The sequence below is a fragment of the Bradyrhizobium sp. LB13.1 genome (assembly GCF_054056815.1).
In genome coordinates this window covers 2,629,399-2,648,302 of the sequence record NZ_JBSRYQ010000001.1, presented here as the reverse complement: position 1 = coordinate 2,648,302, position 18,904 = coordinate 2,629,399, and the positions used below count along the sequence as shown (strand labels likewise).

Genomic DNA, 18,904 nt, shown 5'->3' with positions numbered 1-18,904 from the left:
TGAGGTCCGCTAATGGAATGGTCCGGCCGTGCTCCGGCCCTGCCAGCAGGATAAGCTGGCAAGGGGCGCCCAAGACAAGGAGCACGCCATGTCTCAGAAACTCGACACTTCGCCCGCCGTCATCGGCATCGATATCGGCAAGAACTCGTTCCACATCATTGGCCAGAATCAGCGCGGCGGCATCGTGCTGCGGCAGAAGTGGTCGCGCGGCCAGGTGGAAACGCGGCTCGCCAACCTGCCGCCGTGTTTGATCGGCATGGAGGCCTGCGTCGGCGCGCATCACCTCAGTCGCAAGCTGCAAATGCTTGGCCACGACGCCCGCTTGATGCCGGCGAAATACGTGCGCCCCTATTCGAAGGGACAGAAGAATGACTTCCGAGATGCGGAAGCCATCGCCGAGGCGGTCCAACGCCCGACCATGAAGTTCGTCGCAACCAAGACCGCCGACCAGCTCGACCTGCAGGCGCTGCACCGCGTGCGCGAGCGATTAGTCGGTCAGCGCACCGGCGTCATCAATCAGATCCGTGCGTTCCTGCTGGAGCGGGGCATCGCGCTGCGGCAAGGCCTGCGCTCCCTGCGGTCCGAGTTGCCGGGTATCCTCGCGACGCGCACCGATGTGCTCTCGCCTCGCATGTTGCGCATCATCGAGGATCTGGCGGGCGACTGGCGCCGGCTGGATGAGCGTATCGAGGACCTCTCCAGCGAGATCGAAGCATTGGCTCGTCAAGACAAAGGCTGCGAGCGACTGATGACGGTGCCTGGCATTGGCCCGATCATCTCGAGCGCGATGGTGGCCGCGATCGGCACTGGAGACGTGTTCTCGAAAGGCCGCGACTTCGGCGCCTGGCTTGGACTGGTGCCGAAGCAGATATCGACCGGCGACCGCACGATCCTCGGCAAGATATCAAGGCGCGGCAATCGCTACCTGCGCGCGCTGTTTGTGCAGGCCGCGTGGGTTGTGCTGGTCAAGGTCAAGGGTTGGGAGCGCTATGGCCTCAAATCTTGGATCGAAGCCGCCAAGAAACGATTGCACCACAACGTGCTGGCGATTGCGCTCGCCAACAAGCTCGCCCGCATCGCCTGGGCGGTTCTCAACAGGGGGCGCGCCTTCGAGTGCGTCAAGACCGATGAGATGGCGTCCCGACCTGCTTACGGCCGGCCTTGACGGCCCTTGCGCGCGGCGCGTCGGCGCGCGCAGGCCGGGACGAAGGAACGGCCGCCAGGCACGAACAAAGGAACAGTGCGAAGTGAGGAGCGTTCGATGACGTAACAACATCCCTTACCCGCCGAGGTCTGCGAGAGGAATGAGACAACGATGGAGGATCGGTCTTCCCGGCGCATGCGAACACTGGTGACCCGAATGGCCCGTTCGAGGCCTGTCCGCTAATTAGCTCGAATGCGCGCTGATATCCATGATGGCCCGGAGCACAACACGCTCCAATCAGAGGCCGGATACATTGATGCAAGACCGCATCTGCCAAGTTGACGAAACCTCTTGCAACGCGCGGCCGGACCATACATTCCGGTCAAAATCGGCGGTCTAGCGCTTGGCTGAAAGCTTCCGGTTGTCCTTATAAACCGACATGGAGCGGCACCGCGTCAACGGGAAGCAATGGGCCGGGTGTCCAGCAAGTCGCGCAGTATCATCCCGGCAGTCCTGCTTTGCGGATGCGCTCAATCAACCATTTGTTGTGCTTGTGCCACTGAGCGCCGCGTTTCACCCATTCAGAAATTCGGAAATTTGGGTCGATCTCAAGCAGGTGGGAAACCACCTTCTGCATTTCCGCCTGGCGTCCAAGATGAGCTAGGGCTGATGCGAGGCACCGATAAGTCGTCGCATAAGTTTGGTTCTGGCGAGCGGCTCTCTTGCCTACCGCGACCGCCTCGTCGAAGCGCCGAAGCTCGACTAGCGCAATCCCCATGCCCGCAAGCGCCAGGTAAAGCGAGGGATCTAGGGGGCTCAGGCGAATGGTCCGTTCAAAACTCCGAAGGCTTCAGCAGCCTGTCCCCCAAACAGGTAAGCCTGCCCTCGCAGGTTCCAAGCAAGGGCAGAATTCGGGTTAAGTGCTACCGCGCGGTCAACCATTTCGGCGGCAGTGGCAGAGTCGTCTGTCAGGTAAGAAGTTGCAACACCGACGCTGGCCAGTAGGTCTGGGTCATTCTCGTGGATGCTAAGCGCGAACGAAAGAAGCCGCATCGTTTCTTCGACCTCGCGGTTGAGGTCTTGAGCCCAACCCTGCGCTATGACGAAGATATGACAGGTACCGGCTATATACGCGGCAAAGCCATAGCGGGGATCAATCTCTAACGCTCGATGCGCCAGCTGGAGGGCTTCGGCAAGCCCCTCAAGGGTCATCGCGTAAAAATGCGGTGCGGCCCGGAGACAGAGGTCGTACGCGCTGAGACTGGTTGGTCGACGCCGCGCGGCCAAATCGATCTCGGCCTTGTGAACGGTCGGCGCAATCGCGATCACTATGCCCTGGGTTATCTTGTCCTGCAGAGCGAAGACGTCGTCCAGCTTACCATCAAAACGATCCGCCCAGAGGTGCGCACCCGTCGCGGCGTCAATCAACTGGGCCGTGATGCGAACCGTCCCTGCTGCCTTGCGCACGCTCCCTTCAACCACGTAACGGACGCCAAGTTCACGCCCCACCTGCCTGATGTCGACGCCTGGCCCTTGTAGCTAAAAGTTGAGTTGCGTGCGATTACGAATAGCGTCTTGAAGCGGGAGAGTGCAGTGATGATTTCTTCGACCACGCCATCAGCAAAATACTCCTGTTCTGGATCGCCAGACATATTCTGGAACGGCAGCACAGCGATAGACGGCTTGTCGGGAAGGGCGGGAAGTTGTGCGACGACAGCCCCCGCCCTGGCAGTCGGTGTTGAAGCGAGCTCTTGTTGATCCGTAGCCGCCAAACACGCATCGCCTCGGCGATATTCTTCAACCACTGCGGACCCATATCGTCTAAGGCCAGATCCGTTTTACCGCGGATTTGACGTTGTGCATCATCCGAGATGCAGATGCCACCGGGCTCGGCGAGCCCTTCAAGACGGGCCGCGATATTGACGCCATCGCCAAAAATATCGTCATCATCGATGATGATGTCGCCAACGTGAATGCCGATGCGAAACTCGATCCGCTTGTCGTCCGGCACACTGCCGTTTTGCGTTGCCATGGCGTGCTGAATTTCAGCAGCACCTCTCGCAGCGTCGACGACGCTCGCGAACTCCACCAACAGGCCGTCCCCAGTGGTCTTAACTATCCGTCCTCGATGAGCAGCGATTGTCGGATCAACGAGTATCTTCCTTAGGATTTTGAGCTGGGTCAGCGTGCCTTCCTCGTCGGCACCCATCAAGCGACTGTAACCGGCGACGTCTGACGCCAGAACGGCCGCTAGTCGGCGTGGGAGGTTCACCTTGTCCACGACGGCGCCTCGGACCAGTTCAGCTCAAGCTATTTAAGCATGTCTGGCAATCTCAGGCTACAATCAATGTCCAAGTTTGGTCGAAAGCGATGGGTCTAGCGCTCCACTGCGAACTTCCGGTCGATCCCTCTGAACCGAGATGACGGGGCATCGGTTCAACGGTAGCAACGGACCAGAAGCGGACGTCTCTGCGTAATGTCGCTAGGTTCCTGACAACGGTAGACGGACGTGAAAATCGGCGCCATTCCCAGCCTTGGCCTTTGCCCAAATCTGACCTCCATGGGCTTCCACTACAGTGCGAACAATTGACAATCCCATTCCCATGCCTTCGGGCTTCGTCGAGAAAAATGGCTCAAACACCAATTTTACTATGTCGTCTGAAATGCCCGGCCCTGTGTCCGATACGATAACGTCAGCAAAATTTTCGACGCGCTCTGTAGTGATGACAATCTTGCGGTTGGCAGCAGGCACGGCTGACATCGCGTCCATTGCGTTCAGAATCAGATTGATGATGACTTGCTGCAACTGAGTTCGATCACAATTTACAAGCAACTCATCCAATGTAGGCTCGCTGGCCAACTCTGTCTCTCGCGAGCCCAACCGCGACAAAAGTCCGATCGTATCTCGAACAATTTCATTAAGATCGTTTTTTTTGCGCTCGAACGGCGCCTTTTTCAGAAAGCTACGGACGCGGTGTAGGACATCGCTGGCACGCTGATTGTCTCGTTGAATATCGCTCAGGATTTGCCTGAGTTCCTCAACAGTCGAAGCCGACGAATCAAGCAACGACATCGCCGTCTCGCTGTTGACAAGAATGGCCGCGAGCGGCTGGCTCAGTTCGTGTGCAATCGTCGCAGTAAGCTCGCCCGCCACGTTGAAGCGATTCAAGTGGGCCAGCTCTGCAGTGCGCTTTGAATTCTGTAGCTCCGCCGCGCGCGCCCGTCTCGTCAATCCATCAATTTCGACCAGATGGCTGTTCAGTTCGCTCACCACTTCTTTGTGCTGGTTAACATCAGTACACGAACCGATGTATCCCAGAAAAGAACCATCCAGCGCAAAGCGCGGAATTCCGGTGTCATCAATCCAGCGATATGTTTGATCATAGCGACGGAGCCGATATTCCATCCGGAAATCCGTCCGCGCATCAAAGTGGCGAAGGTAAGTCTCGAGGCAGCGATCCAAATCCTCAGGATGAACGCCCTCCAACCAACCATCGCCGAGTTCCTCGTGGATGTCGCGGCCAGTGAAATTCAACCACGGGCGGTTGAACCAAATGCATTGCTTATCCGTACCTGAGACCCAAATCATGACGGGCGCTGCATTCATAGCCTGGCAGAATCTCGCGTCCAGTGCCGCCGAAGGCTCGCTAGGAAAATTGGCTGGGCTTGAACTGTTCAACAGGCTCGTCATGCTCAAGCACCGGTCGCTGTTCTATCGTACGAGGGCCTGACTCTGATCGGCGATAGACGGCCGGTCAAGTCCAAGTAGCGGACTAGTCGAGGCATCGCGACATGTCCGACTTGGGTCAGAGGACTAAACCGCTCGCGCGGTAGGGCACTACGTTGGCAGCGCGGCTCAGAGGATAGCGCGACGGGGCGTCCTGTCTTGAGATGAGGGGTTCGCAACCTTCACTCAAAACAGGAGCATCCCCATGACCGACGAGGCAAGGAGCCCGTTGCGCCGGCGCATGATCGAAGACATGACGATCCGCAAGCTCGCGCCGAATGCACCCGCTTGCTGAAACCGAAGTTTCCGCTCTGCACGTTGACCTTGATTCCCATTCGCATCGTTAATGCGACGGGAATGGCGGAGGACGCAGTTTCCGTACATCTTTAACGTGGCCGGTCATGTGAGCGTGCAGCGCGCGTCGCAAGAAGAGCGAGATAGCGCGCAACACTCTCCTCCGACTGCGTGCGCCGCCGCTCGGCTTTGCCGCGCGTGAATGCTTATCGCTATTATTGATTGCCTTGAATTTACTGGCGCTTTCACACAGCGAGGGCCATGGTTTGCTCCGCCGCCCTGACCGGGACGGGAGCGATGGCCGACATCACCCGGGCTCCATCCGACGCGGCCCAGCAAAGCGCTGCCACGCAGGAGAATGTCGACGAAGCGGCCATCCGCCGTGTGCTCGAGCAGTTCCATACCGCCCGCGTGCCGCTAGAACAGGCGATGACGATCGCCGAGCGCTTGCACGATGGCTCAAAGACCGCTGACGTCAACTTCGAGATATCCGGTCCGCCCGTCTACCGCGTGCGCACGGTCAAGAACGAGCATATCTACGAGAATGTGATAGATGCGAGAACCGGGAGCGTGTCGCAGCACGAGATTGCATCATCATTGAAGGAACTCGATCGAGAAGATCTCGCCAACCTCGTCGCCCTGAAATGGATCAAGCAGGAGCTGTCGGATGCGGTGCGGGTCGCAGAGATAGCGGCGGAGGGAAAAGCGCTCGCTGGCGGACTGATGAAGCAGGACGGCAAGCTCAATTTCGTTGTCGTCGTCGCCGCCGGAGACCGATTGAAGGAAGTGCTGCTCGAGCCGCCCAAGGTCGGGCGTCGCGAGTCAACGCACCGCTAACGTGCTGTCGGGCCAGTATGCGATTCGACGGTGCGCCTGCGCTGCTCGGCGAGTATCAGGTCGTCCCGAGGCCAAGGTCATCCGCGTGTTCGGCGACGTGCCGGACGACCTGAGCACCCTGTGAAAGGGACGTGCGGAGATGTTCTTCTAGGATCCCTGCAGGACGGCTACCTTCCGCTCAGCGACAGGCTCATGCGAGTGACGATGTTGTCCCAGGCGTGCTCTTCCTCTGCGGGATAGTCGATCAACACGCAATGGATCAGCTGCCCCGAGAAGTTGCAGCGGTTGTACCATACCTTGTCGCCCCTGTAGCTGGAGACCGCAAAGAACCGTGGTGTCACTCGCTTGTACTGAATGCGTGAAGGCGGATGCTTTTTGGCGAGAAAGGCCGCGGGTGAATCGTTCTCGGCGTTGGGCGCGGCCTGGATCGTGATGTCGGCACGTCCGTCGGCGGTTCGGAACCGTTGCCCGTAGCCGTCGGGTCTGCCAGCTCCTTCCGTGAAGATCGAAGATGGAAAATCCATCGAGGTGCCGGTCTGAGGAATAGTGTACTTGGTCCATCGCACCGGCTGAGCCGAGACCGTCGCTGTCGAGACAACAACTGCCAATGCGAGAGCGCTCATCGATTTCATCGCACTTCCCTCCGACTATCACGGAGCAAAAAGCCGGAACGCCAATTACGTTCCAGACGCCTGTTGCTGTCGATCGAAAGCGCGCGAGCTACTCGTTTTCGTCGTGGAGACCATTGGGACGAACCTGGTCAGCTCGGTCTCGTCCGCCGCGAGATCCCGGAAAGGCGACGGTGATACCTCCTCCGGTTCCTGAGTAGACGAGCTTCGCCGAACAGCGCTCGTGGGAGCGGCCATCTGCCACTGGACATTCAGGCCGCCGCTATCTTCGCGTGAAGCTTGCATGCGAATGCTCGAGGAAGAAACGCAGCATCTCCCTAGTCGCGTCCGGCCCCCGCGGATCCGTATAGGACCCGGCAGGACTGCCTCCCGACCAGGCATGGGCGGCCCCGTGGACGCTCCAGTGCTCGGACACGTCCAAGCCACCTCCATCGGTGAGGATAGTGCGGGTATACGCGTGCCCCTCAGGTACTCGCCCGCGAAGAATCTTCGTCCTCAGGCTCGCATCTTCGCCCGACCCATGGAGGATACGGTCAGCATTGCTCGGATGCACCGTGCTGTCGCGATCGCCATGGAAGACGATGGTCGGCACCGACACGCCAGCCGTCCCGGTCGGTCCAGCGCTGCCCTGCCGCATAGCGGCCAGTGCAGACGAAAGGTCGCTGGCAGCCCCGCAGGCCAGGCCGGAGTGGACGCCGACGGCGGCATATAGGTCGGGGTACGTCGCACCCATGATGGCTGCGGCGGCGCCGCCGGCCGACAGGCCTGCGGCGTAGACGCGCTTGGGATCGATATCATGATTCCGCATGATCGTGCGGGTGATGCCTGCTATCAGCGAAGGCTCGCCGCTATCCCGCTGCTGGTCCCCCGTGCGAAACCAGTTCCAGCATTTCGCATGGTTGGCACCGCGTGGCTGCTCCGGATAGACAACAAAGCAATTCCGCTCGTCCGCCAGAAAATTCATCCGGGTACCGGCGGCGAAATCGTCCGGTGACTGGGTGCAGCCGTGAAGCATGACGATGAGGGGACGCGGTCCTTCATGAGTGCGGCTGGGGATGAACAGCTTGTAGGTCCGACTTCCCGCCGCGTTGGTGAAGGTGGCAGAGACGAACCTTGTGCCGTCCGGTGCAATATCCGCTTTGGACATTGGAGTGCGCCCGACCGGACCTGGCATGCCGAACCCGGAGAGATCTTTCATGGCGCCGAAGGGCGCGAGGCCTTTGTGTCGTTTTGCAGGCGTGGCTTGCGTGGACGGCCCGCTCTCCCTCTCCTCGATGACATTGGCCTTCAGCTCGAGTGTCGGCGGCTCAAGGCTCGCAGGCTCGACAGACACAGTATTTCCCCTTGTCGCTGCGGGGCCGCCGTCGCCGCGCAGCATTCGCTGCAGCAGTGCAGTGGCTTCGACCAGTTGGCCGGCGCGTGTGAGGTGAGTCGCTTCGCGAACCATGTCTGGATTCAGCATCGTTTCATCTCGTTCGGTCGGCGAGAGCGGCCTTGACCGCGGGAGTGGCATGAAGGGCACCGAGCACCGAGACCGAGGCAATTGTGGCGCGAGCAAGCTCCGGCGTGACGTCTTGATCGATGGTCGCCAGGCCGAGAACATTTATGTGCAGCATCTCCCCGGCGCGCCGCGCCCGTTCGAGATCGACGCGGGCATAATTACGCAGCCCCAGATCCAGGCTTTTGCGGGCCGTTGACTGCTTGACCACGTCTGCGTGCCGCTCGAGCTGGTTGCGGATCGCGGTCCGGATGAAATCGGTGCGGTTCGAGTAGAACCCTTCCTGCACCATGAGATCGACTTGGCCGAGATAGACATAGCCTAGGTTGATCGTGATCTTCTCCGTGTCGGGAGTCCGGGATCGCAATTCGCGTACATTGTCAGGCATGGCACGTCCATTTTGACCATCCGAGCGGATGGTGACGGGAGGGTAAATGGATGTTTGCAGCACCATTTCAAGGCCAGGAAAGCAAAATGTTCCTCCGCCTGCTGCGGCGCCCTACGAGCCCCGATGCGATCTGCTGCCGCTGCGCGACCTTCCCGAGCGGCGGACGGCTTCGTCGGGCTCAGTACATTTCCCTGAACAAATCCCGGACTCGCTCGGGCGTGCTATCGTCGCAACAGGAGGAAGACACATGTCCACTTCCAAGAAGCCGTTGGAGCCCGATGATTTTCCGGTGACCGCCGAAGGACAGAAGATCAAGAAGCAGGACGGCGAGCCTATCGCCACTACTGAGGATCCTGAAATCGCTGCCGACTTGGCCCAGCGCATCAACGACGACGAAGCCCGCCGGGAGGAGGACAGGTGGTCGGCCTGAGAGTGTTCTCTCAGCCGTCCAGCAGGGTATCGATCAACTTCAGCAATTGCTGGCGTTCCGGGCCCCCCGCGCCGCTACGCAGGAATTCGCCGATATCCGTGTAGGAGACCTGGCCGCCTGAGCTGATGTTTGGCTGGTGCTTCACGACGGGGGTATTCGTTCGTGGATTTCGCGTCAGCGCCCACACGTCACCATTGCTGCTTTCGTATGGAACTCGCTCGGTCATGCCGACCAATCCAACGGGCGCTAATCGGTTCCAGATTGGCCTAAGACAGGTCCGAGGATCTGTGTCGATTTACTCGCTCGCGACGAGCGGGCCCGCGTGGCAGCCCCCTGGGCCCGCTACTTCTGCCCGGACGGCGCTTGGGCGTTCGAGTTGTTGGCGTTGTTGGCATTCTGCTTGTTGGCCTCATGATGCCCGATTGCGCAGCCGGCCACCGCCCCGAGCTTCCCATGGCCCGCCATGTGGCCCGCAACACCACCCGCGATCGCGCCCTTGATGCATCCTTTGGCCTGCACTGGCGAGACCAACGCAATTGCGAGCAGGCAGGCAGTGGCGAAGATGGTTTTCATGATCGTTCTCCTCCGAAATGACGTCGCACCGATCATCAAGTCGGCGCGAGCATCGCCGTTCCGCGAGAAATTCGGGCCGAGCGATTTCGGGTCCTGCGGCCTACGCCACCCGGTGAGGCTCGTCCCCTTTCAGTGTCCTCGCTCGTAGGAAACGCCCCACCTCGTGGTAAGTGCAGCGGGAGCATCTGAACTCGACCTCCACCTCCCGTGGGATGCTTTTCGGAAGGTTTGCGGCCATAGGCCATGCCCCGCAGTTCGGGCATTTTACCAGCAGGGTATCCGTTTCAAGCATGGTCGGAGCTCTCCGCACCTACGTGGCAACACACACGAAACTGGAGACGTTCCTGCGCTTTGGGCCGAAGGGACAAGGCGCCGCTGGAGTGTCAACCGCCCGGCAGCAAACGAGGCAGGGACCGAATCTGCTCCAGCTCCCGGACGAACGGGCGCTCCTGCGAGGCTTGTAACGTTCGGCGGTCCGTCTACGATCCCGAAATGACAGAGCACAAAGCTTGCCCGAAATGCGAGAAGACGATGGAGCAGGGCTTCATTCCCAGTCTGGGGCGTGGGCAGTTGCTCTGGTTTGCGGGAGGGCCGCCCGCCACGTACCGCGAGTCGTTCATGTTCGGCAGGAAGGCGCTTACCGTGACCACCTATCGGTGCTCGGCCTGCGGCTATCTGGAATCGTATGCAGAGGCAGGATCGCTCGACTAAAGAGAGCGCTTCATGGAAACGATCGCTGGATCTACCGCCCTTGTGCTCGCAATGGTCACGGGGCTGGCGTTCTATTTTCGCGTGCAAGTGACAGGCCTGCAGCGGCGACTGGTCTCGCTGGAGAGAGTTGAAGCAAAGCTCGATTTGTTATTGAAGCAAGGCGGTGTGAGCTATGAACCGCTGTGTGGTTCGACGGAAATAGAGGACGCGCTCAAAGCCGGCGAGAAGGTCCGCGCAGTTTCACTTTACCGCGCCGCGAATGGCTGCACGTTGGCAGAAGCAAAGGCAGCGATCGAAAGGGCGCAGCGGCCCTAGCCATCGTCACGTCATTTGCCTCATGAAGCGCCTCGGCGTGACCTCCTAGACTGGAATTAACTTCGCGCCCGCGGTAGCGGGCTGGACGGAACGAATCAGCGCGACCGCGTTGAATCGGCATGTGTGCTGTGGCGTTGCGTCAGTCTCGTTTGGGGGTATCGCGCGTCCATGGCGCTGTCAAAGCTGCTATTCCTGGTTACATCGAGCCGTGTGATCCCACCTTGCGCGAGAAGCCGCCGCGCGGCGAAGACTGGGTCTACGAGATCAAGGCCGACGGCTACCGCGCGCAGCTGCACCTCCGAGATGGGGATGCCAAGGTCTATTCACGTACCGGCCTGGACTGGACGGAACAATTCTCCTCGATCGCCGCAGCTGCCCACCAGCTCAAAGCAAACAGCGCGATCATCGACGGTGAGGCCGTTGTGTACGGCGGTGGCGGATTGCCGGACTTCCAGCAGCTGAGGCGCGAGCTCGGCTCCAAGCGCAGCGAGCGTGTGCGCTACCACGCGTTTGATCTCCTGTACCTCGATGGCTACGATTTGCGTGGCGTCGTGTATGAGGATCGCAAGCGCCTGCTGCAGCGGCTTCTGAAGGACGCACCGGAAACCTTCATTTACGTCGAGGCGCTTGCGGCCGACGGCCACGTGATCTTCGACAAAGGGTGCAAACTGGGCCTCGAAGGTCTGGTCGCCAAGCGGCTGGGCCAGCCGTACCGCTCGGGTCGGCAGGAGAGCTGGATCAAGCTCAAGTGCAAGAAGAGCGAGACCTTTCCGATCGTCGCCTTCGTGGAGAAGCTTGGGGCCCGCCCGCGCAAGGTCGCCTCGCTCTACGTCGGCCGGCGCGAGAACGGCAAGCTGCTCTACGCCGGCAAGGTGCGTACCGGCTACACCGAGACGACCGCGCGCGAATTACGCGAGCGGCTTGATCCGTTGATCCGCAAGACTTCTCCGCTCCATATGGCGGTCAAAAAGCCGAAGGCGACCTGGGTTGAGCCGACCCTCGAGATCGAGGTCCAATATGGCGCGCTGACCGATGATGGCTTGCTCCGCGAAGCTGTGTTCAAGGGCTTCCGCGATGATCTTACGGTGCGCAAGGTCAAGGCGCCGCGGCTGGTGCCGTCCGTCGCGGGCCGGCCGAAGCTGGGCGTCCCCCGAGAGAACATCCTGCAGCTTCTGCCCGAAGCCGTTGCTCCGTCTAAAGAACAACTCGCAGAATATTGGACCCGGGTCTGGAAGAAGGCGCTGCCGCACCTTGGGCATCGTCCGCTCAAGCTGGTGCGTCACGTGCACGGCACGACCTTCTATCACAAGGGGCTGCTGCCGAAGGACATTCCGGCCACCGTGCACCAGCTCCACATTCAGAAGCGCGAGGGCGGCCAAGGCACTCGCCTGTGGGTCGACAGCCTCGATGGCCTCCTTGGTCTCGTCGAGATCGGCGCTGTCGAGCTGCACCCGTGGAATGCGACCGCCGAGGACTTCGAACATGCCGACCGCATCGTGATCGACCTTGATCCCGGCGAGGGTGTCACCTGGGAGGCCGTCGTGGAGACCTCGCTCGATCTGCGCATCCTGATGAAACGCGAGGGGTTCGAGGCCTGGCCCAAGCTCACCGGCGGCAACGGAATTCATCTGATGGCGCCGCTGGTTCAGCCGGTGCTGCACGACAAGGCGCATCGGATCGCGCATCAGCTCGTCTCCGCCCTCGCAGCGCGCCATCCAGACCGCTACCTGCTGTCTGCGCAGGCAAAGCGTCGCGATCGTATCTTCCTCGATTATCTGCGCAACGGCCGCGGGACGACGGCGATCGGCACCTATTCCCCGCGCGCCCGTGAGGGATTTCCGATCGCTGCGCCCGTGACCTGGAAGCGGATCGAGAGCGGGATCGCGCCGGACGCCTTCACCATGGACAGTCCATTCCGTGCCAACTCGAGAAGGTAAGCCATATGTCAGATGCATTCGATCAATGGGTGGAATGGCGCTACAAGCCTCCTGGCGACAGGCGCGGCATTCCTGCCGAACTCTACGCCGCGGTAATGTCCCTGCCTGAGGCCGATCGGTCCGACCGGCAGAGGGTGAACGAGGTTGTCCCCTACCATGACGAGGCTCGCCGCGAGGGCAGAACCGTATGGCTCTACCTCGACGACTACCAGGACGGCAAAACGCGCGCGATAGGCGAGCCCGGGTGGATAAAGGTGTTTGCGTCTGCCGATGCGGCCGACAGGTGGTTCAAGGAAAATGACCCTGAAGGCGTGGCCTGGGAATACCAAGTGGACGGCGGCCGAGCCGAAGGATCGGTCTGGCTCTACTCGCCGGATCCGGGCTCCCGAGACGTGGGAGATGCCGATTGGGTCAGGCTCTTTGTTTCCAAAGAGGGCGCGAAGGAATGGGTTGAGGCCAACGTGCCGAAGCGCGAGATTTGGGAGTACCCGGTTCAGGAGTGACGCGCATGAGTGCGTTCGTTGACAGCTCGGTTTGGTTTGCCGCCGCCGCCAAGCGGGACGCTCAGAATGGGCGCGCCAAGTCGATCCTCCAAAGCATCGACCAGCACCTTACCACCGACCTGGTGCTGACCGAGACGTGGCAACTGCTCAAGGCCAAATTCGGAAAGGACGTGGCGGAAAGCTTCTGGGAGCGGCTGCGCGACAGCGGAGTTCGGGTCGAACCCGTCGTGCGCGCCGATCTGGATGCGGCTTCGGAGATTGAGGCAAGGTTTCGGGACGAGAGCTTTTCCTTCATCGACCGAACGAGTTTTGCGCTGATGGAGCGCCTGGGGATCAGCCGAGCAGCGACGTTCAACCCTGACTTCGCCGCGTACCGACCCCTCCGCGGTCCCAAGCGACCGTTTCAGATCGTGAGCGCAGGCCACAGCGACGTCTTCACTGCGCTCCGAGCGGCGCTTCTTGAACGCCGGCCCGTGCACGTGACCAATGCCGGCCAACGCCAGACGGTCTGCCCCTACATACTGGGCCACGCCGCCGGCGAGGAGCGCGCATTCGCCCTCCTTGTGGAGGCCGGTTCGAGCATCAGGCGTCCTCTCCAAGCCAGCTGGATCTGCCTTCGGCTCTCGAAGATCGATCAGGTTCGCTTCGCCGATGCGCCCTGGGTAGAGCGGGACTACCCGGGACCAGTGCAACGATGTGTCGATCAGGCGCACTTGGACGCGAGCCTGGTAGCTCGAGGCATCAGCCTCAGCTAGGGTACTCGTAAACCTCGGCTCCCTAAGTCAAACTCGAACTTACCTTCAGCGGCGACTTGTGACCTAAGCTGGACGTGACAGTCTCGCGGCGAGCCTACCCCTCCGGCACACCTGCCAAGCGTAGGCCCTCGTAGATGCGCTCGCGCTGCGCCAGGAAAGTCGGGTTTTCACTGCGGCGTTCGTTGCGAAATCTGGCGACGGTGAAGTTCGGGTCGAGCCGGAGGCCGGCATTCCGCGCTTCTCGCGCCTCCGTAGCGCGACCGCTGAGGGCTGAGGCCGCCGCCAGGAAAAAATGAGGCATGCCGACGTTAGGATTCAATCCGACCGATTTACGTAGCCGGTCCAGGGCAGAGTCGAGCCGGCCGAGGAACAGATCCGCAATCCCAAGCAGGGCGTGCCAGCGATCCAGTCCGGGATCACGCGGGCTGAGTCGGATTGCGTTTGTGAGACTAGCTTCTGCTTCTTCCGCGCGCCCGAGTAGCACCTTCATGAAGCCTGCGTCGGCGTGCGCCCAGGCCAGATTGTGATCCAGCCCGATTGCGAACTCAAGCTCGCTGAGCGCTCGTTCTGTCGCGCCCGAGACATGCAGGACGTTGGCGTGGAACAAAATGGGCAAGAGCGTTGCTAGGAGCCAGCGTCAGTGCCCGAGTGATCGCGGTAAGCGCGATTCGTAGTTGCTCGTCCCGATTGATCGAGGCGAACGTGCGAAGTTCGTTGCCATGATAGAACGCAACACCGATCAACGCCTCGACGTTTTGGGCGTCCAACTTGAGCGCTTCGTCGAACAGGTCACACGCCGCACGGTCGCGGCGCAGCGACAAGGGTTGGTTGAGGATCGCCCAACCGCGCATAGCTAGATCTACGGCATCCATGTTGTTTGGCCGTTCGCGCTCGGCCCGGCGGCCTTCGGCAGCAACGAGCTCGATGCCCACAGTCCGAGCGAGCCGCGTGGTGATCTCATCTTGCATGTCGAAAATGTCGGCGCGCGGCTTGTCGAAACGTTCGGCCCAAAGGTGTGCGCCGGTTTCTGTGTCGATAAGCTGCGCGTTGACGCGAACGCGGTCAGCGCCGCCCTGCACGCTCCCTTCCATCACGTATCGAACGCCAAGTTCGCGGCCGATCACCCGGACGTCCACTGGCTTGCCTTTGAAGGTGAAGGCCGTGTTGCGAGCTATGACGAAAGCTCCAGGAATGCGGGATAGGTCGGTTGTCAGACTTTCGGTTACACCATCGACGAAGTAGTCCTGCTCGCTGTCGCCATTGAGGTTGACGAAGGGCAGGACGACGATAGAGAGCCGCGGTGCGATGGCGTTGTCCGGCGCCGTTGCTACCGAGCGGGTGGGCGATAGCGTATAGACTTGGACTGGCCCGGCGATATTCTTCAATTTGTGGCGGCCGCGATCTTGCGCCGCGATATCGATCTTGCCACGTACCTGGTCATAGGCGGCACTGGACAGGCAAATACCGCCAGGCTCGGCAATCCCCTCCAACCGCGCCGCCACATTGACCGCATCTCCCATGAGATCGCCGTCTTCCTCCACGACCACGTCACCAACATTGATGCCGATGCGGAATTCAATGCGCTTGTCCGGCGCTAGGTCGGCGTTGCTCCCGGCCAAGGCCCGCTGCACATTGATCGCCGTACGAACCGCATCCACAACCGACGCGAACTCGGCCAGCAAACCGTCTCCAGTAGTTTTGACGATGCGACCTCGATGGGCAGTGATGGCGGGATCGATCAAGTCCTTGCGAAGGTCCCGGAGGCGATCGAGCGTACCTTCCTCGTCACTGCCCACAAGCCGACTGTAGCCGACTGCATCGGCCGCCAGGATAGTGGTCAACCGTCGGATGTGCCGGTCGATCGCCAAGTCGCCCTCCTGGATGATCGCGGCCAGTCTACGCAGTTGGCTGCGGCTGCCAAGGAATTTCACATCTTGGACGAACTCGAGGTGTCCGGTCCGGACCTAAGTCTGACCTCTGGTGAGATGCCGCCGGATATCAGAAGCAGAGCGGACGTCATAGCGCCCTGAGTCAGCGCAGATTTTTGACTAAGCACCGTAGTTTGGTGGCGCCGGGCGGGCGCTTCTTGCCGGCCCATGACGACTCGCGGCTCGCCGGGAGCAGGTTAGTTCCGCACGATCGGGTCGCGAAGTGCACTCCTGCCGATCTCCTTCAGCCCGTCGACCGATGTCTCGCCCTTGCTGGCGGCTTCGAGGATCATGGAGGCGACGCGGGTGCGGGCAGAGGTCTCGTAACGTGACACGCTCTCGCACACCTCGTCGAGGACCGCGCGCAAAAGCGCGGTGGTTTCAGCATCGAACATTGGAGGTCTCCACCAGCGAAAGCGCGATCCTGCATGAACCGCCCACACCGGGATTCACGCAAGTTACTGATGACGAAAAATTCTGCGGGAGGATGAGGAGGAATGAGCGTGGCCCCGCCTTTTGGGGGCTGGGGGGCTTGAGGGCGGAGCCACGCAGGCCGTTCATTCGCGCGGGGCCCGCCGCATCTACCGTGGCCGGCCGAGCCCGTTCCACTGCTTGAGGCAAAGTCCGCGCGCAGCGAAGGACCTACCGCTCCGAAGGGCCGCAGCGAGCCGTCGATCGGGTTGCGCAGCGGGTCGTCGTCGCAGTCGGCCCAAGCTCAGTGCCGAAATGATGCTGCGCACGCGGCAGTCTGGTCGGAGGGCCTCTGCCGGTGGTGTTAGCCTCACCAGCGAGGAATTGAGGTCGTAGACGGGTGCGGCATCGCACTTGCCCCTGAACGCGGACCTAGCAGCCTGAGAGGGGGTGGGGGAAGGCGTAGCGCCTTGCACCGGCAACGAGCTGCCACGTAGGCGACTCTTCCGCCAGGTTGCCCTCGGCAGACCCCCGGAGGCGAGTGAGTTCTGACCACGCCAGCGCGGCGGTGATCCATCTCTGCCGCTCTGCGCCGTTGGCTTCGGCGGCAAGCTTCCTCGCCGCGACGGCCTCGCGCTTGGGGTCATACTCGAGATCCATGGATACAAATATAGTTGCAGATCGTAAACGAGCACGCACCAGTGGGACCGTAGCAATCCGGGGTCGGCAACCATACGCGGACCCTGTCCAGCCGTCCGGAGTGCCGGCCCCGATCCGCCCCATTCATCGGCGCGGGACCTCCGGAGCGCTCGCGATCGATAGCCCTTGCGCGAGCGGCCCGCAACGGAGTCCAACTGCACCGACACTTCCGAAAAGCCCGTGAATTGCTCGTCTTTCAGGTATCTCCCGACCGGCCTCCCCGGTATTCTGGGGCTCGGGGTACCGGTTCGGCTCACCATGAGAAGAGATGTTTCAAGACGAATCGGATCTGGCCGCGATGGCCGAGGCACTAGGCCGATCGAGCGACTACCGGGTGCTCCGCCGCCTGGTGCCGCGCCCGAGGTCGACGGCGGTGTCCGGACAGGAATTGAGGATCGGCATCCTGCTCGACACCGAGACCACCGGCCTCGACCACCGCAAAGACGAACTCATCGAGCTCGGCATGGTCAAGTTCGGCTACACGCCGGAGGGGCGCATCGTTGATGTCAGGGACACGTTCTCCGCCTTCAATGAGCCGTCCGAGCCGATCCCGGCCGAGATCACGGCGCTTACCGGCATCACCGCCGACATGGTGGCGGGCCACAAGATCGACGAGGCAGCCGTGAACGCCTTCGTCGATGCTTCCGTGGTCATCGTCATTGCGCACAACAGCGGGTTTGATCGCAAATTTTCCGAGCGCTACTGGCCCGTCTTCGAGCGGAAGGCGTGGGCATGCTCCGCGACTGAGGTCGATTGGCGGCAGCACGGCTTCGATGGAGCGAAACTCGGCTACCTTCTGAATGGCGCCGGCTACTTCCACCAAGCGCACCGCGCGGTTGACGACTGTCACGCGCTGGTCGAGATTTTGGACTTCGACCTACCGACGACCGGCGCGCCCGCGCTCGCCGTCCTGCTCGAGACCGCACGAAAGAAGACCATCCGCATCTGGGCCGAACAGTCGCCGTTCGAACTATTCGCTGAAGAGCCGCGGCTATCGCTGGAGCGACGGCACAGATGGGCGCCCTAAGTCCTGGTACGTCGACGTCTGCGAGTCCACGCTCGACGCGGAGCTCGCATTTCTCCGGTCAGAGATCTATCTCCGCGACGTGGAGCCGCGCCTGCAGACGCTGACCGCTTTCACGCGCTTTTCCAGCCGGATCTGAGGCCGGCAGCTCGGAAGAAGCCGCCGCCTGCGCATCAGCGCCCGAGACGCTTCTCAACTCGCTTGCGGGAATTCCCGACTTTCTTGACCGCCTTCTTGACCGCGGGCGCGGACCGTCCGGTCTTCTTCGCCTCATAGCCGACTTCGTGCTTCTGCCCGCCGGCGACGCGCGCCCGGTCCTGCTTACGTCCTCGTGCGGTCTTCTTCTTCGCGGCTGCCATCAAGTCCTCCTTCTGCGAATCTGATGGCAGTGCAACGCTTTAAGGATTCGCAGGTTCCGCAACGGTCCCTCTATCCCAGCGCGGCTGCGCACCAACCGCGATGGACCGGCCTGCATGGGCGTCACTCGACGGGTGTATCTAGCACCTCCTGTCGCGGCTGCTTCGATGCTTTCCAGGAGTGGTTGCGCCTAGTCGGACCAAACGGATGATGTAGAGAGTCAGCACTGTTCGGCATCATGAGAACGAGGACACAGACTTCGCGCGGTACACGGCGGCGCCCGCTGCCATCTTGTAGATGCCCTGAGGACCCCTCCACCCAAGCCGACCGGACCGGGAAAACTTGGAACTTCTCGGGCCAGCACCTGTTGTGCCGTGCCACTACTGGAGGACGAAATGAACAATAAATTACTTCTTCTACTGACGGCGGCCTCGCTACTCGCCGGCCCGTCGTTTGCGCAAAAGCCGCCGGCTGCCGATCGGCCCAACAATAATGCGGTCAACAGTTCCGGCCAGAACAATTCCAGCAAGCCGGTTGCAGGCGCCAACAGCTTCACCGAGGGCCAGGCCAAATCCAAGATCGAGGACGCGGGCTACACGAACGTCACATCGCTGAAGAAGGACGACAACGGCGTTTGGCGCGGAAAGGCCAGTAAAGGCGGCGCCTCATCCAATGTGAGCCTGGATTTCCAGGGCAACGTCAACGCGGCCAAATAGCCTCGCGCAGCAGCGAAGATTTAGAGGG

Annotated in this window: 22 protein-coding genes and 1 pseudogene; 10 read left to right on the top strand and 13 right to left on the bottom strand. The window is 61.3% G+C overall.

Features of this window, described 5'->3' with window-relative positions; all coding sequences use genetic code 11:
• Nucleotides 1-88: 88 nt before the first annotated feature.
• Entirely contained in the window at nucleotides 89-1,165 is a 1,077-nt protein-coding gene (locus ACVWYI_RS12585; protein WP_456662187.1) for an IS110 family RNA-guided transposase, read from the top strand.
• Between the two features lie 478 nt (nucleotides 1,166-1,643).
• Here the strand turns inward: ACVWYI_RS12585 and ACVWYI_RS12580 are convergent, their stop codons facing one another.
• The 4 genes from ACVWYI_RS12580 to ACVWYI_RS12565 all read right to left on the bottom strand — a co-directional run bounded on the left by ACVWYI_RS12580 (nucleotide 1,644) and on the right by ACVWYI_RS12565 (nucleotide 4,835).
• Nucleotides 1,644-1,922, bottom strand: coding sequence for a hypothetical protein (locus ACVWYI_RS12580; protein ID WP_456662186.1), 279 nt, complete (start codon nucleotides 1,920-1,922; stop codon nucleotides 1,644-1,646).
• A 38-nt stretch (nucleotides 1,923-1,960) separates the two neighbouring features.
• Nucleotides 1,961-2,611: a tetratricopeptide repeat protein gene (locus ACVWYI_RS12575; protein WP_456662185.1), complete on the bottom strand. Its 651-nt coding sequence runs from the start codon at nucleotides 2,609-2,611 to the stop codon at nucleotides 1,961-1,963.
• Nucleotides 2,612-2,705: 94 nt separating this feature from the next.
• Nucleotides 2,706-3,425, bottom strand: a complete 720-nt coding sequence (locus ACVWYI_RS12570; RefSeq protein ID WP_456662184.1) for an adenylate/guanylate cyclase domain-containing protein — start codon at nucleotides 3,423-3,425, stop codon at nucleotides 2,706-2,708.
• 201 nt (nucleotides 3,426-3,626) lie between these two features.
• Nucleotides 3,627-4,835: a PAS domain-containing sensor histidine kinase gene (locus ACVWYI_RS12565; RefSeq protein ID WP_456662183.1), complete on the bottom strand. Its 1,209-nt coding sequence runs from the start codon at nucleotides 4,833-4,835 to the stop codon at nucleotides 3,627-3,629.
• 627 nt (nucleotides 4,836-5,462) lie between these two features.
• Between ACVWYI_RS12565 and ACVWYI_RS12560 the strand changes: the two genes are divergently transcribed.
• A complete protein-coding gene (locus ACVWYI_RS12560; RefSeq protein WP_456662182.1) occupies nucleotides 5,463-6,002 on the top strand; it encodes a PepSY domain-containing protein in 540 nt (179 codons plus the stop codon).
• A gap of 167 nt (nucleotides 6,003-6,169) precedes the next feature.
• Here the strand turns inward: ACVWYI_RS12560 and ACVWYI_RS12555 are convergent, their stop codons facing one another.
• The 3 genes from ACVWYI_RS12555 to ACVWYI_RS12545 all read right to left on the bottom strand — a co-directional run bounded on the left by ACVWYI_RS12555 (nucleotide 6,170) and on the right by ACVWYI_RS12545 (nucleotide 8,517).
• Nucleotides 6,170-6,634 carry a hypothetical protein gene (locus ACVWYI_RS12555; RefSeq protein WP_456662181.1) on the bottom strand — a complete coding sequence of 155 codons (465 nt, stop codon included), beginning with the start codon at nucleotides 6,632-6,634 and terminating at the stop codon, nucleotides 6,170-6,172.
• 259 nt (nucleotides 6,635-6,893) lie between these two features.
• Entirely contained in the window at nucleotides 6,894-8,093 is a 1,200-nt protein-coding gene (locus tag ACVWYI_RS12550; protein WP_456662180.1) for an extracellular catalytic domain type 1 short-chain-length polyhydroxyalkanoate depolymerase, read from the bottom strand.
• Nucleotides 8,094-8,097: 4 nt separating this feature from the next.
• Entirely contained in the window at nucleotides 8,098-8,517 is a 420-nt protein-coding gene (locus tag ACVWYI_RS12545) for a CopG family transcriptional regulator (protein ID WP_456664515.1), read from the bottom strand.
• 247 nt (nucleotides 8,518-8,764) lie between these two features.
• On the opposite strand from ACVWYI_RS12545, the gene ACVWYI_RS12540 reads away from it, so the two are divergent.
• Nucleotides 8,765-8,947, top strand: coding sequence for a hypothetical protein (locus tag ACVWYI_RS12540; RefSeq protein ID WP_456662179.1), 183 nt, complete (start codon nucleotides 8,765-8,767; stop codon nucleotides 8,945-8,947).
• 10 nt (nucleotides 8,948-8,957) lie between these two features.
• Here ACVWYI_RS12540 and ACVWYI_RS12535 read toward each other — a convergent pair whose 3' ends face one another.
• Nucleotides 8,958-9,173 carry a hypothetical protein gene (locus tag ACVWYI_RS12535; RefSeq protein WP_456662178.1) on the bottom strand — a complete coding sequence of 72 codons (216 nt, stop codon included), beginning with the start codon at nucleotides 9,171-9,173 and terminating at the stop codon, nucleotides 8,958-8,960.
• Between the two features lie 116 nt (nucleotides 9,174-9,289).
• On the bottom strand, nucleotides 9,290-9,520 hold the full coding sequence (locus ACVWYI_RS12530; protein WP_456662177.1) for a hypothetical protein: 231 nt from the start codon (nucleotides 9,518-9,520) through the stop codon (nucleotides 9,290-9,292).
• A gap of 492 nt (nucleotides 9,521-10,012) precedes the next feature.
• Here ACVWYI_RS12530 and ACVWYI_RS12525 point away from each other — a divergent pair, with 492 nt between their 5' ends.
• The 5 genes from ACVWYI_RS12525 to ACVWYI_RS12505 all read left to right on the top strand — a co-directional run bounded on the left by ACVWYI_RS12525 (nucleotide 10,013) and on the right by ACVWYI_RS12505 (nucleotide 13,741).
• On the top strand, nucleotides 10,013-10,231 hold the full coding sequence (locus ACVWYI_RS12525; RefSeq protein ID WP_456662176.1) for a PF20097 family protein: 219 nt from the start codon (nucleotides 10,013-10,015) through the stop codon (nucleotides 10,229-10,231).
• A gap of 12 nt (nucleotides 10,232-10,243) precedes the next feature.
• Entirely contained in the window at nucleotides 10,244-10,546 is a 303-nt protein-coding gene (locus tag ACVWYI_RS12520) for a hypothetical protein (protein ID WP_456662175.1), read from the top strand.
• 119 nt (nucleotides 10,547-10,665) lie between these two features.
• Entirely contained in the window at nucleotides 10,666-12,483 is a 1,818-nt protein-coding gene (ligD, locus tag ACVWYI_RS12515; protein WP_456662174.1) for a DNA ligase D, read from the top strand.
• 5 nt (nucleotides 12,484-12,488) lie between these two features.
• Nucleotides 12,489-12,986: a hypothetical protein gene (locus ACVWYI_RS12510; RefSeq protein ID WP_456662173.1), complete on the top strand. Its 498-nt coding sequence runs from the start codon at nucleotides 12,489-12,491 to the stop codon at nucleotides 12,984-12,986.
• A gap of 5 nt (nucleotides 12,987-12,991) precedes the next feature.
• Complete coding sequence (locus tag ACVWYI_RS12505) at nucleotides 12,992-13,741, top strand: type II toxin-antitoxin system VapC family toxin (RefSeq protein WP_456662172.1); 750 nt, start codon at nucleotides 12,992-12,994, stop codon at nucleotides 13,739-13,741.
• Between the two features lie 94 nt (nucleotides 13,742-13,835).
• Here the strand turns inward: ACVWYI_RS12505 and ACVWYI_RS12500 are convergent, their stop codons facing one another.
• The 3 genes from ACVWYI_RS12500 to ACVWYI_RS12490 all read right to left on the bottom strand — a co-directional run bounded on the left by ACVWYI_RS12500 (nucleotide 13,836) and on the right by ACVWYI_RS12490 (nucleotide 16,064).
• A complete protein-coding gene (locus tag ACVWYI_RS12500) occupies nucleotides 13,836-14,357 on the bottom strand; it encodes a tetratricopeptide repeat protein (RefSeq protein WP_456662171.1) in 522 nt (173 codons plus the stop codon).
• Nucleotides 14,287-15,672, bottom strand: coding sequence for an adenylate/guanylate cyclase domain-containing protein (locus ACVWYI_RS12495; RefSeq protein ID WP_456662170.1), 1,386 nt, complete (start codon nucleotides 15,670-15,672; stop codon nucleotides 14,287-14,289). Before ACVWYI_RS12495 ends, ACVWYI_RS12500 begins: the two co-directional genes overlap by 71 nt.
• Before the next feature lie 194 nt (nucleotides 15,673-15,866).
• The gene (locus ACVWYI_RS12490) at nucleotides 15,867-16,064 is read right to left on the bottom strand and encodes a hypothetical protein (protein ID WP_247431434.1); all 198 of its coding nucleotides are present in this window, start codon (nucleotides 16,062-16,064) and stop codon (nucleotides 15,867-15,869) included.
• Between the two features lie 983 nt (nucleotides 16,065-17,047).
• On the opposite strand from ACVWYI_RS12490, the pseudogene ACVWYI_RS12485 reads away from it, so the two are divergent.
• Nucleotides 17,048-17,942, top strand: a pseudogene (locus ACVWYI_RS12485) (3'-5' exonuclease).
• 34 nt (nucleotides 17,943-17,976) lie between these two features.
• On the opposite strand, the gene ACVWYI_RS12480 reads toward ACVWYI_RS12485, so the two are convergent.
• Nucleotides 17,977-18,162: a DUF3606 domain-containing protein gene (locus ACVWYI_RS12480; protein WP_106946902.1), complete on the bottom strand. Its 186-nt coding sequence runs from the start codon at nucleotides 18,160-18,162 to the stop codon at nucleotides 17,977-17,979.
• 393 nt (nucleotides 18,163-18,555) lie between these two features.
• Here ACVWYI_RS12480 and ACVWYI_RS12475 point away from each other — a divergent pair, with 393 nt between their 5' ends.
• A complete protein-coding gene (locus tag ACVWYI_RS12475) occupies nucleotides 18,556-18,876 on the top strand; it encodes a hypothetical protein (protein ID WP_456662169.1) in 321 nt (106 codons plus the stop codon).
• The last annotated feature ends 28 nt before the right edge of the window (nucleotides 18,877-18,904 follow it).

Coding starts and splice junctions, on each gene's coding strand:
- ACVWYI_RS12585 (WP_456662187.1), top strand. CDS start 89: ATGTCTCAGAAACTCGACACTTCGCCCGCCGTCATCGGCATCGATATC.
- ACVWYI_RS12580 (WP_456662186.1), bottom strand. CDS start 1,922: ATGGGGATTGCGCTAGTCGAGCTTCGGCGCTTCGACGAGGCGGTCGCG.
- ACVWYI_RS12565 (WP_456662183.1), bottom strand. CDS start 4,835: ATGACGAGCCTGTTGAACAGTTCAAGCCCAGCCAATTTTCCTAGCGAG.
- ACVWYI_RS12560 (WP_456662182.1), top strand. CDS start 5,463: ATGGCCGACATCACCCGGGCTCCATCCGACGCGGCCCAGCAAAGCGCT.
- ACVWYI_RS12555 (WP_456662181.1), bottom strand. CDS start 6,634: ATGAAATCGATGAGCGCTCTCGCATTGGCAGTTGTTGTCTCGACAGCG.
- ACVWYI_RS12550 (WP_456662180.1), bottom strand. CDS start 8,093: ATGCTGAATCCAGACATGGTTCGCGAAGCGACTCACCTCACACGCGCC.
- ACVWYI_RS12545 (WP_456664515.1), bottom strand. CDS start 8,517: ATGCCTGACAATGTACGCGAATTGCGATCCCGGACTCCCGACACGGAG.
- ACVWYI_RS12540 (WP_456662179.1), top strand. CDS start 8,765: ATGTCCACTTCCAAGAAGCCGTTGGAGCCCGATGATTTTCCGGTGACC.
- ACVWYI_RS12535 (WP_456662178.1), bottom strand. CDS start 9,173: ATGACCGAGCGAGTTCCATACGAAAGCAGCAATGGTGACGTGTGGGCG.
- ACVWYI_RS12530 (WP_456662177.1), bottom strand. CDS start 9,520: ATGAAAACCATCTTCGCCACTGCCTGCCTGCTCGCAATTGCGTTGGTC.
- ACVWYI_RS12525 (WP_456662176.1), top strand. CDS start 10,013: ATGACAGAGCACAAAGCTTGCCCGAAATGCGAGAAGACGATGGAGCAG.
- ACVWYI_RS12520 (WP_456662175.1), top strand. CDS start 10,244: ATGGAAACGATCGCTGGATCTACCGCCCTTGTGCTCGCAATGGTCACG.
- ligD (WP_456662174.1), top strand. CDS start 10,666: ATGTGTGCTGTGGCGTTGCGTCAGTCTCGTTTGGGGGTATCGCGCGTC.
- ACVWYI_RS12510 (WP_456662173.1), top strand. CDS start 12,489: ATGTCAGATGCATTCGATCAATGGGTGGAATGGCGCTACAAGCCTCCT.
- ACVWYI_RS12505 (WP_456662172.1), top strand. CDS start 12,992: ATGAGTGCGTTCGTTGACAGCTCGGTTTGGTTTGCCGCCGCCGCCAAG.
- ACVWYI_RS12490 (WP_247431434.1), bottom strand. CDS start 16,064: ATGTTCGATGCTGAAACCACCGCGCTTTTGCGCGCGGTCCTCGACGAG.
- ACVWYI_RS12480 (WP_106946902.1), bottom strand. CDS start 18,162: ATGGCAGCCGCGAAGAAGAAGACCGCACGAGGACGTAAGCAGGACCGG.
- ACVWYI_RS12475 (WP_456662169.1), top strand. CDS start 18,556: ATGAACAATAAATTACTTCTTCTACTGACGGCGGCCTCGCTACTCGCC.